This is a genomic window from Bacillus sp. WC2507 (genome assembly GCF_052656125.1).
This window is the reverse complement of sequence record NZ_JBQXPN010000001.1, coordinates 1,953,049-1,965,540: the sequence shown is the minus strand read 5'-3', so window position 1 is coordinate 1,965,540 and position 12,492 is coordinate 1,953,049. Positions and strand designations below refer to the sequence as shown.

The following is a 12,492-nucleotide window of genomic DNA, read 5'->3' as shown; positions in this document are numbered from 1 at the left end:
AAAAAGCAACTGATCACTTAGGAGCAGTTGCTTTTTTTACACGATAAATTATTTTCATTTGAAATTAATTCGATTTAAAAGTTTAGTCTTTTCATAATGAAACATCGATTGAGATAACTCGAAAATTGTCCCGTTTACAAGACAAACTATATTTTCAATAAGAAGCGCCGGATCACCTTCATTTAATTCTAAAAGCTTTGCATTTTCTTTATTTACTTTTTCACAACTAATAACTTTATCGGCAAAACCAATATTTAATTGTAAATCCTCAATGAAATAACTGTATACAGAGCTTAATGCTATTTCTTCATTCAAATATGGAATAATATCCTTTTTGAAATAACTTACTTCAATAGAGAATGGTTTAGCATCTACAATTCTTAAGCGCTTCAAAAAATATATCCTAGTTCCAGCTTCACATTGCATCCGCTTTGCTATCTCTTCGTCCGCATCTATTACTTCAAGCTCTAACACTTTCGTTTCAATATTTTGCGAAACGAGATTTTTCGTTAATCCACGTAAACTTCCTAAATTAATGTAATCTGTTACAGAAGTTTCACGTAAAAACATACCACTACCCTGCACTTGAAAAATATAACCTCTATTCACAAGCTGACTAATTACTTTACGTATCGTATTACGGCTTACTTCAAATCGATTCATCAACGCTTCTTCTGTAGGTAGTTTTTTCGTTTCATTAAAAAGCCCGTCTCGAATGTTTTGCTCTAACACATCTGCAATTTGTTTATACTTTGCACTCATACACTTTCTCCTAAAATACTCTTTTATCTGTTATAACTCTTCTCCTCTCGTTTCGATCACATGTTTATACCAATGAAACGAAAGTTTCTTCTTACGTTTTAAGTTATCATTATGATCGACAAAAATAAAGCCATATTGCTTTTTATATCCGTTTAACCAACTTAAAAGGTCAATCACTGACCATGCATAATAACCTTTTAAATTGATTCCCTCTTCAATTGCACGTTTTATTACTTTTAAATGCTCTTCAATAAATTTAATTCTCGGAACATCTACAATTTCTCCGTCAATGATTGGATCTTCATCACCAAGTCCATTTTCCGTTACATACATCTTTATGTCACCGTAACGCTCTTTCAACATATGCAATCCATCTAAGAAACCTTCGGGAGATATTTCCCATCCCCATTTTGTATATGTTTTATCATCCATTTTAACCGTTCGATAAAAACTATCAAAAGAAGGATTACCTGGAGCAAGTGTTGAGCTTTCTCGAGAATGCTCCTCGCTCTTTATATCCATATCGTATCTTTCTACTCGTATTGGTTGATAATAATTCAAGCCAATAAAATCATTCTTTTCGGCATTTTGTTTAATGATTTCTAATTCTCCAACCGTCCAATTAGGAGTCCACCCTTTTTCCTTTAATTGTTGTACAACATAAGACGGATACTCGCCTTTTAAAATTGGATCATAGTACCAATACGTTTCATATTCATTCGCATGATTTGCTGCTAGTATATTTTCTTTTTGATCATCCACACTGTAAGCAGGTAAGAAAACATGTGTAATCCCAATTTCCCCATACTGTTTCAGCTGCTTGTACACCGCAACTGTTTTCGCATGCGCATAAAATACATAATGAGTCGCTTGAAAATACTTTGGAACATCATTTTGTATCCCTGGTGGATGTGCACCTTTTAAATAGCCTAATCCACAAAACATTACTGTTTCATTAAAAGTAATCCAATGTTTTACTCTATCCCCAAATGCCTTAAAGCAAATTTCTGCATACTTTACAAAAGCCTCTGCTGTTCGTTTATTCGTCCACCCACCATCTTTCTCTAACGGTGATGGTAGATCCCAATGATATAAAGTGACAAACGGTACAATTCCGTACTTTAAACATTCATCAATTAAATTGTTATAAAATTTAATTCCTTTTTCATTTACCTCTCCATCTCCAGTCGGCAATATTCTCGCCCAAGAAATCGAAAAACGATACGATTCCAATCCCATCTCAGCCATTAAACGAACATCTTCCTTATATCGATGATAATGATCAACCGCTACATCACCATTTGTTCCATTGTATGTTTTGCCAGGAATTTTTGAAAACTCATCCCAATTCGTAACACCTTTTCCATCCTCATTCCATGCACCTTCTACTTGATAAGAAGCTGAAGCAGCTCCGAATAAAAAATCATGTGGAAACTTCATAGTATATACCTCCATTTCATTAGAATAAATCAAATTCATTATTACATATAAAATTTATAGGTACAAATTTAAATGATTATTATATAATAAGTTTCTGCTTTTCACTATAATTAAACATAGCATTCACACCATTTATAAAAAAAAGAACCTATGAAGGTCCTTTTTTTTAATTGCGCAACGCAGCAATATTAAGTATCTTAAAGTTTATATTAATGATAAATGTTAACAGACTTATTCTTCAATAATGAATTGTGAAATTAGCATTTCTAAATTTTCGACTTTCTTTTTCATTTCATTAGATTTCGTCGTTATTTCTTGAATCAATGTGGCTTGTGCTTGAATTGATTGTACCGTTCGATTCGTTTCTTGTGCGACTTGTGTTGCAGTCTCAGAAACTATTGATAAAGAGGCATTCACTTCTTCTGTCCCAGCAGACATTTCTTCTGTGGCAGCAGACACTTCTTGAATTTGAAACGTTATTCTATTAATATCTTGCATAATAGATGAAAATGCGAGTTCTGCCTTATGTGCTGCTTCTTTACCACCACTAGCCTGTTCTTGACCTTTTTTCATTACATGAACTGTATCCTGTGTATCTTGATGTATAAAACGTATTAAATTATTTATATCATTTACAGATGTTTTAGATTTCTCAGCCAGACCTCTTACTTCAGCTGCAACTACTGCAAATCCTTTTCCATTTTCTCCGGCGCGTGCTGCCTCAATTGCAGCATTTAAGGCGAGTAAATTCGTTTGTTCCGCAATATTAGTAATAATATCTAGCGCTTCTTCAATTTGTTGTGTACGTGTAACAAGTCTATCAATAACCTTAGAAGTTTCTTCGACAACTTCATTCACACTATTCATTTGACGAATAGATTGTTTTATAACTTCACTACCAGAATTTGCTTGGTCTATTGTTGCAACAGCAACTTCAGCAACCATCGCTGAAGATTCAGCTACCGTTTGAACTCCAGTTGTAATTTCTTCCATCGAAGTTGAACTTTCTTGAATACTAGTCACTTGTCCCTTTATTTCTTTATTTATTTCAGAAGTAGTTCGAACAACCTCGTTTGATATATGTACTGCCGTTTTTGTCTCTTGTAGCATATTTTCAGTTGAAATAATCACTTCTTTCGCTGTAACCTTCACCTGACCGACTAATTGTTGCAAGTTATCTAACATACTATTAAAGGATTGTACAATATGGCCTAATTCGTTCTCGGATTTATAAGAAGTTCGAATTGTTAAATCTCCAGCAGATACTCGTTCCATATCTTTTTGTAATAATACAATAGGTTTTTTTATAGCATTTTTTATTATAAAACCAATAAAAATGATTATTATGATTCCAACAAATGAAATAATTAAAAATATTATTTTTGTATTTTTCACACTATTAACATTCTCTTTTTGTAGTTGTTCAGCCGCGGTATTATTATATAAAATAAGTTCACGAATAGACTGAATTGTTTTTCCCATATTAGGTTCAATTTCTTTTAAATAATAGCTATACGCTTCTTCATTATTAGTCAGTCCCAAGTCCTGTGCTTTCTTCATTTGTATTCTTAAATCTTTGAATTGACTTTGGAATGCATTATACAAGTCCTTTTCTTTATGAGAACTAATTCTAGTTTCAAATTGTTTTAATAACTCATCATTTTCTTTCCTGGTTTTATCCATTTCTGTTATTAGTTCTTTCATTCTTTTTTCATCTTTCGATATCATAATCTCCATAAAATTCATATTAACATGGTAAAAATTTGATTCTACAATTCCTATCCATTCAATTGGTAATAGCCTTTCGTCATACATACTAGAAGATGTATTTTCACCTTTTTGAAGCCCTAAAAACCCCAGTGAAGATAACATGATACAAGCCAAACTCGATATAATGACTAACACATTTAATTTCGTTCCAATTTTACTATTTTTAATAAAAGACAACAAATCCACCTCATCTGTATATTATATTTATGTGTTTTATATTACAATAATAATCGACATTTATCGACAATTTTTTCGTATCGATCTTATCACTGCATTAAATTATTATATAAACCTATTCAAAGAACTTTGATTCTCATAATATCAAATACTAAAAAGTCTTATGGGAATTCCACAAGACTTTTAATAGCGTTACATTGTTTCTATGAAATTATGGTGAAAATTAAAGCGACTTATTAGTTCTTATAACTTCTTGATAGAGAATCGGTGACCACTTATCACTAACATAATCTTGGATAACCCAACCAACTCTTTTTGGATCCTCTTGTTTAATATATGCCGCAATTTCAGGATTTATATAAGAGGCATAGTAATATGGACTATTCCATGCTGTACCACCAGAAGACAAGCTTGTAAAATTAATATATAGATGATTTAGATCCTCACTATTGTTCATCGTTTCATTTATCGTATCTTTAATAGATTTTACTTTCTCATCATAACTCACTTTATATTTATCTTGTACTGTTACATTTACATTTTGATTTACAGTTGTAGTAAACGTCTCATTATCTGGCCAATAAAAATTATTATATCCTCCAGATTCATTACTACCACTATATCTTTTTAGTAGTACAATTTTCCCACGAGCATCTCCCAATTTTATATTTCCGTCTGTTTTTAAAAAGATAGGATCAACAAAATATTTTTTTTCAAACGTACTACTAAATGAACCTTCTGCCCCTTTCATATCCTCATACTCTTTTTTTAAAGACATAATAATCGTTTCACTTGGGTTATCTTTTAGAAATTGTTTCGCTTCGTTTATGAATTCATGCATTGTTACATAAAGGTATAATGGCCCATGATGAAGTACTACCGTATTATCGTCTGTTAAACGTCCTCTTATATCAAAAATTCTAGCTCCATGATCCATTTGGTAACGAAAATCATATTCTTGCGTCATTCCCCATACTTGCTTAATCGGATTTTGCAACTTGAACGTTCCACTATCATGTGTTCCTGGAATTGAAATTCGTGCTAACGGGATATTATCAGGTATAGGTTGCATCCATTTTGACCAATTTTCAAGCTCATTAACAGAGATAGCCGCAACTACTTGCTTATCATGTAACGCAAATACAAATGTGATAAATATCGTACTACATATGAATAATTTCAAAATAAATTTCTTACTGCTCATTATTCTTCCTCCTTTTCCGTTTTATATCAAACTTATTGAATATAATATAATCTGGTGAGTAAAAAATAAATAACATTTTATAAGTATGAAATATTGCATAGAAGTAAAGTTAAAAAGTCATTCACATATCCTGAGTTAGAAAAATTTAAAGGAACTTCAGCTGAAGTTCCTTTCGTTTAATTTATGTTCAATACATATGAACCATCTTTATTCTCATACTTATAGACGTATAAATAATATTTACCTGGCTTTGCATTATAAGTTCCTTTAACTACATTTCCTTCATTTTCACCATATGCTACATAGTTATTTAAATCTGATTCATGATGAAGTACCCATGTCATTCCGATATTTTGTTCATTTAGTAGAGAAATATTAATATTTTCCGGTGAGTCAATTTGGAAAGTAAATACATCTACATTATCCCTATTATGTAGCGTTCCTTTCACCGGTGTATGAATATTAACTTTATTTGCCTGTCTAGGCTCATTATTTGGTTCATTTTCTGTTACTTGTAACTCATTCCCACCGTTTGGTTTTCTTTGTCCATACCCTAAGTTTACTAGTATAGACTTCAAATCTGGTAAAACACCAATTTTATCTAAATATGGATCTTTAGATTTTGTTCCTGTGTTGTGGTTGCTTAATATTGCTCTTAGTTCACTTGGTCTATATGGTTGTCCTAAATTTTCTTTAGCAATGCTTTGTACTAAAGTCGCTGCTCCGGCAATAATAGGCGAAGCACTCGATGTGCCACTAAAGCTAGATGTATAAAGATTTACAGCACTTCGACTTTGCTCAGCTGTAGTTGTATCTACGTTTTCTCCCCAGCCATACACATCAATACGGCTTCCATAATTCGAAAACCACATGCGCTCGTGAGGGAAAGATGAAGAGCCCGCTCCTACCATAATTGCACCTGAATCTTTAAAATCTTTACTATTGCGATTTAAAATTTGTTTACCATTTCTATCTTTAAATTGATCTAAATCATTCCAACCATTTGCTCCAGCCTCTATAATGACAACACCTTTATCTGTACCAGCACGAATTGCATCAAAGATATCTGGTTGTACTTCAACAGGTAAATATTTATCACCATATCCATCAAAGGAAGCTTGTGCCTCTAATAATAAAACATCCCCAGCTTCTAAATGATTTACAGCACTTAATATTGCATCAGCTGTATTATACTGTCCGTTATCTCTTATTTGAGAAATCACCTTTGCTTTCGCTTTTGGCGCAATCCCAATATTCCCAACTTCATTGTCCTCAGAGGATACAATTCCTAGTACAGACGTCCCATGGCCGACATGTTGATCTATATTTATTCCAGACATTAATTCAATATTTTGATGTACTAAATCCTCATGATTTAATAACCAACCATATTCCATATCAACAAAAGTTATACCATTTCCATTTCCACCTTGAACTCCCCAGGCGAAAGACGCATTAATACCGTATGGGGCTGCTTCAAGATATCCTTGTTTTTTAAATCTAGGATTATTATTAGGATTAAGAGATACATTTGATGGTTGTACTTCTGGTGGCGTTATTTTTTCTTGTTTCTTCATATACACATCTTCTATTAAAGAAGATGCCTTTAGCTTATCTACTAGTTCTTCTTCATGCCCACTATTTTGATTTCGAAGAATATAGTAGTTTAATAAACTTGTAGATACATTATTAGGTGCTTTCACTTCAAGGTCTTGTATTTCTTCTGGACTTACAGATGTAAATAAACGAGTAAATGTTGCATCTGGATATTCTACCAAAAGATCTTCTAGTACTTTGTCACTTGCTTGATCTTGTATCTGTTTTTCAATACCATCTTCATATGGCAATTTCAAATCTGCTCTAAATTTTACAATGATTTGCTTACCTGCTTCTTGCTCTATTCCTAATTTACCCTGCTGTTCTATAGAATCAGCATTTACAATATTGACAATACCTCCTATTCCTAAACATATTGAAATGATTACAACTGAAACAGATATTCTTTTAAATATATTCATTACATCACTCCTCCAATTGACAAACTATTAAATCATTATATTAATCTATAATGATTTAATTTCTATAACATATAAAGTTATCCTTCTACTAAATAGATTATAGTAATCAGCAATATGAACTTCAATGTATTTTCATATGCAATATTTCATATTCGGACTCTAAACTAACTAAATAAGAAACTTATAATGATTATTTATTTTATACGTGCTAATATACTTATATTAAAATATTATACATATAAATTCTGAACTACATTACTTAACTGTTTCACCTTATTTTTCCTAGGAGGATTTACAATGAAATTATTAAAAATAAAACATATAATCCCTTTATCTGCAGCTGCAATTACATTCGTATGTAATCAAAGTACAGCTGAAGCTTCTACCATTCACACAGTAAAAAAGAATGATACACTTTGGGGCATTAGTAAACAATACGGCGTTTCAATACAATCCATTAAACAGGCTAATAATAAAGGAAACGATCAAACTTTCATTGGCGAACAGTTAAATATTCCAGGGTCCACGAACTCAAATGAAATTACCGTTCGTCAAAACGTCAAACCTGCAAACATTTCTGGACAAATTATTTATCAAGTACAACAGGGAGATTCATTAGAAACGATAGCAAAGCGTTACAATGTTACCGTTCAATCTATAAAACAAATCAACAATACAGTCGGAAACAAACTTTATACGGGACAACATTTGAAAATTAACTCAAGCATTTCAGAAAAAGAAAAAGACTTAATGGCACGCTTAGTTACCGCTGAAGCAGGTGGCGAATCCTATAAAGGAAAAGTGGCTGTAGCAAAAGTTATACTAAATCGTGTAAACGCAAAAGGTTTTCCAAATACAATAACAGGCGTTATTTATGAACCTATTAAACACGGATATGCATTTACTCCTGTTACAGATGGAAGAATTAATCATCCTGCGAGCCCAGAAGCAAAAATGGCAGTAGAAGAGGCTATCTCCACAAATGGAATACATTCTGATTGGCTTTATTTCTATAACCCAAAAACATCAACAGACAAATGGATTACGACACGTCAAACAGTAGCAGTAATCGGTAACCATGTCTTCGCTAAATAAGATTTGAAATCATTAACAGACCTCTTCACTTTAAAGGTCTGTTTTTTATATCTAAGATTTTATTAATCATATGACATAGTGATCCTTTAAAACCATTTCTTCTTTCAAATAAAAACATTTGTATTTACTTCACCCATCGGAGAAATTAAAAAAGCATCAAGTTCAAAAACTCTCTCTTTATTAATAAAAGCTATTTCTTAACTTCATAAAATTGTTATACACTAGAAAAATAAAAAACAAACTATTCGTTAGCAGGTGAAAGAAAATGTATGATGTTACAATTATCGGTGCTGGAGTAAGTAGCATTTTTATGGCTTATTCACTAGCTAAAAGTAACAAAAAGGTTTTAATTCTTGATAAAGGTAAAGCGCTAGAAGATCGCCATTGTCCTTTAGACCAAGGAAAAGTGTGTAATTGTACTACATGCGATAAATATTTTGGGTTTGGTGGTTTAGGAAAATCTGAAGGGAAATTTAATTATACAAACGGATTTGGCGGAGAACTTGAGCAAAAAGTCGGTAAAGAAGGCTTTATACAACTTATGGCTGAAGTAGATGAAATTCTATGTCAGTTCGGAGGAAGTTCTGTTTCAAAATATTCTACGGAAAATCCAACTCTCAATAAGAGAGCTGAAGCGTGCGGTTTACAAATGCTAACAACAGAAGTAAGGCACCTTGGCACTACACTTTCAAGTGACATTTTTCAGCAGCTCTATGAATTTTTACTTACGAAAATAAATATACAATTTCATATAGATGTACAACACATTATGAAACAGAAAGATCATTTTACAATAGAGACAAATGAAGGAACAGTTCAATCTAAGCAACTAGTATTTGCAACTGGACGTTCCGGAGCGGATTGGTTAAAAGAAATGTGCACTTCTCTAAATATTTCTCAAGAACAAATTCGTGTAGATTTAGGTATTAGAGTAGAGATGAAAGAACACCAATTACGCTCTATATTAAAAGATACATTTGAGACAAAACTTTCTTATGAGCATGAAGATTTCACAGCAACTACGTACTGTATGAATCCAAAAGGACGTATTATTAGAAAGTACGAAGAAGGTTTAGTTATGCCTGACGGTCAAAATTTTCGGGAGAAAGGAACTGGCACACCTAACTTAAATTTCACTTTATTTATCCCGCGCTATTTTTCAACTCTCAAAGAAGCAAATGTATACGCAAGTTCAATTATAAAAAACATTAACCAAGGACGAGATCGGATTGTTATACAGCGCTTAGAGGACTTACTAAAAAAACAACCTACAACAGCGAACGACATGAAACATAACAGTATACAGCCTACACTAAAAGGAGATTATGGAGATTTGAATACAGAAATTCCTCCATTATATATTAAAGGACTTAAAGAATTTTTATTACGCTTAGAACAATTGATCCAAGAACCGATCGATAAAGATACTTTATTATATGGAATTGACGGAAAGTTCTATGCTCCTACGATAAAAATCAATAACCATTTTGAAACAAGTGTGCATGGACTATTTTTAGTTGGAGATTGTTCAGGCGTCACTCATTCATTATCTCAAGCCGCTGCAAGTGGGTTGTATGTTGGAAAATATTTATATGACAATTAAATTCTTTCATTAAGATAGCAATCAAATATTTTAACTTCCATAATGCTTTATTTATGTACCTTATCCTCCCCCCGCTAACGATTATCCCGCAAAGAATCGGGATTTTACGAGATACATATCTAATATAACCGTGTATGTAAAACTATTGACATTCAATTCTAACAAATTGAATGTCAACAGTTTTAAAAGCCTCTATTCATTTCCACCTTCATTTGTTCGATATTTTGTAACATCACCATAGTGTTTAATATGTTAGGATGTCTATAAGTATTTTTTACTACAACTATGACTTTTTCTGCTCTGTTCTAAAAAAACAGATTTATGCTTTAAAATTCCCTATTGTAATAATATGAATACTTTATATTATTACCTTTAGAAACCATTAGCTAAATGGTTCATTACACTCTAATAGTTATAAAAATATAATATATAACACAAGTTAAATAAATTGTATAAAGAAGGAGTAAAAATGAAAAATAAAATCAATTTACAAATGCAAAATATAAGCTTTGTTTTAATAATTGCTTTAGCAGTATGGTTAAAAACATATCTTATTACAAGGTTCAGTTTTGATTTAAAAATTGAGTCTTCTACACAAGAGCTTATTTTGTTTATTAGCCCTCTCGCTGCATCATTAGCTTTTGTCGGATTAGCATTATTTACAACCGGTGAAAAGCGAAATTATATCGCGCTATGTCTTAACTTCTTATTAACAATCGTACTCGTTGGAAATGTAATGTTCTATGATTTTTATAGTGATTTTGTTACGTTACCAGTACTTGGACAAACATCAAACTTTGGTCAATTAGGCGGCAGTATTATAGAAATATTGAACTACAAAATTATTCTCGCATTCGTAGACATTATTTTCTTCTTTATTTTATTAAAGAAGCAGTCATTAGTCTTCCAAACAGGACGCGTAACTCATTCCGCACGCTTGTTATATTTTCTCTTAACGATTGGTGTATTTTTTGTAAATCTACATCTTGCAGAAAAAGAGCGACCGGAACTATTAACGAGATCATTCGACCGAGTCATGCTTGTTAAAAACTTAGGACTATACACGCATCAAGTTTATGATTTAACACTGCAAGTAAAAGCAGGGTCACAAAAGGCACTTGCTGATAGTAGTAAATTACAAGAAACTGAAAACTACGTAAAGGCAAACCAAAGTGAGCCAAACCCTAATATGTTTGGTGCAGCGAAAGGAAAAAACGTAATTGTCGTTACTCTTGAATCCCTGCAAACCTTTTTAATAGGCGCATCAGTTAACGGCCAAGAAGTTACGCCATTCTTGAATGAATTCATAAATGAAAGCTATTACTTTGATAACTTTTTCCATCAAACTGGACAAGGAAAAACATCCGATTCTGAATTTCTAATCGATACGTCGTTGTATCCATTAAATCGAGGAGCTGTATTTTTCACACACGGTAACAATGATTATACTGCGACTCCAGAAATTTTACGTCAGCAAGGTTATTTCACTTCTGTATTCCATGCGAATAACGCCACATTTTGGAATCGTAATATCATGTACTCTGCTCTCGGTTATGATCGTTACTATAATGAACTTGATTACAAAATTACGCCCGAAACAAATTTAAATTGGGGATTAAAAGATATCGAATACTTTGATCAATCAGTAGATATATTAAAAACTGTTGATCAACCATTTTACGCTCGTTTCCTTACTTTAACGAACCATTATCCATTTACGTATGATGAAGATACAAAATTCATTGAACCATATAACTCTGGTAATGGTGTATTTGATCGTTATATCGTAACAGCACGTTACTTAGACGAATCCATTAAAAAATTTATTGAGCGTTTAAAAGCCGAGGGAATGTATGATGATTCTATTATTGTGTTATACGGTGATCATTATGGCATTTCTGAAAAACATAATCGTGCAATGGCACAGTTTTTAGAAAAAGATCAAATAACCGAATTTGATACTTTAAATTTACAACGCACACCTTTATATATTCATGTCCCTGGACAAACAGAAGGTCAAACGATTTCAAAGCCTACGGGACAAATCGATATGAAACCTACTATTCTAAATTTATTAGGGATTGATACTACGAACGATATCCGTTTTGGCCATGATATGTTTTCAGATGAATATACCGGTTTTGTTGTTTTACGTGATGGTAGCTTTATTACAGACAAGTATGCCTACAAAAACAACACTTTCTATGACCGCATAACAGGTGAAATTGTAGATTTACAAAAAAAAGAAGCACAAGCACTCATTAACCGTGCACAAAATGAATTAAGAATGTCTGACAAAATTATTGAAGGCGATTTATTACGTTTCTCAGAAAGTAATAAAATTAAAACTGGCGAAGTACAAACTAAAATTAAAGAGACTAAAAAATAATCTTAATATGAAAAGGGAGCAACTCATTGCAGTT

At 32.2% G+C, this 12,492-nt stretch carries 8 protein-coding genes; 3 read left to right on the top strand and 5 right to left on the bottom strand.

What is annotated here, in order from left to right:
* Window positions 1–54: 54 nt before the first annotated feature.
* The 5 genes from ACUN28_RS10495 to ACUN28_RS10475 form a co-directional block, all read right to left on the bottom strand.
* Window positions 55–762, bottom strand: a complete 708-nt coding sequence (locus tag ACUN28_RS10495) for a GntR family transcriptional regulator (RefSeq protein WP_016086664.1) — start codon at window positions 760–762, stop codon at window positions 55–57.
* 30 nt (window positions 763–792) lie between these two features.
* Window positions 793–2,202, bottom strand: a complete 1,410-nt coding sequence (locus ACUN28_RS10490) for a GH1 family beta-glucosidase (RefSeq protein WP_016086663.1) — start codon at window positions 2,200–2,202, stop codon at window positions 793–795.
* A gap of 231 nt (window positions 2,203–2,433) precedes the next feature.
* Window positions 2,434–4,149: a methyl-accepting chemotaxis protein gene (locus tag ACUN28_RS10485; protein ID WP_016086662.1), complete on the bottom strand. Its 1,716-nt coding sequence runs from the start codon at window positions 4,147–4,149 to the stop codon at window positions 2,434–2,436.
* Between the two features lie 223 nt (window positions 4,150–4,372).
* Window positions 4,373–5,353 carry a phosphatidylinositol-specific phospholipase C gene (locus tag ACUN28_RS10480; RefSeq protein ID WP_016086661.1) on the bottom strand — a complete coding sequence of 327 codons (981 nt, stop codon included), beginning with the start codon at window positions 5,351–5,353 and terminating at the stop codon, window positions 4,373–4,375.
* Window positions 5,354–5,529: 176 nt separating this feature from the next.
* Window positions 5,530–7,371 (bottom strand): S8 family peptidase, encoded by a 1,842-nt coding sequence (locus tag ACUN28_RS10475; protein WP_016086660.1) that lies wholly within the window; start codon window positions 7,369–7,371, stop codon window positions 5,530–5,532.
* 297 nt (window positions 7,372–7,668) lie between these two features.
* Here ACUN28_RS10475 and ACUN28_RS10470 point away from each other — a divergent pair, with 297 nt between their 5' ends.
* The 3 genes from ACUN28_RS10470 to ACUN28_RS10460 all read left to right on the top strand — a co-directional run bounded on the left by ACUN28_RS10470 (window position 7,669) and on the right by ACUN28_RS10460 (window position 12,458).
* A complete protein-coding gene (locus tag ACUN28_RS10470) occupies window positions 7,669–8,466 on the top strand; it encodes a cell wall hydrolase (protein ID WP_016086659.1) in 798 nt (265 codons plus the stop codon).
* A gap of 265 nt (window positions 8,467–8,731) precedes the next feature.
* Window positions 8,732–10,069, top strand: coding sequence for an NAD(P)/FAD-dependent oxidoreductase (locus ACUN28_RS10465; protein WP_016086658.1), 1,338 nt, complete (start codon window positions 8,732–8,734; stop codon window positions 10,067–10,069).
* Between the two features lie 469 nt (window positions 10,070–10,538).
* The gene (locus ACUN28_RS10460; RefSeq protein ID WP_016086657.1) at window positions 10,539–12,458 is read left to right on the top strand and encodes an LTA synthase family protein; all 1,920 of its coding nucleotides are present in this window, start codon (window positions 10,539–10,541) and stop codon (window positions 12,456–12,458) included.
* Window positions 12,459–12,492 lie beyond the last annotated feature (34 nt).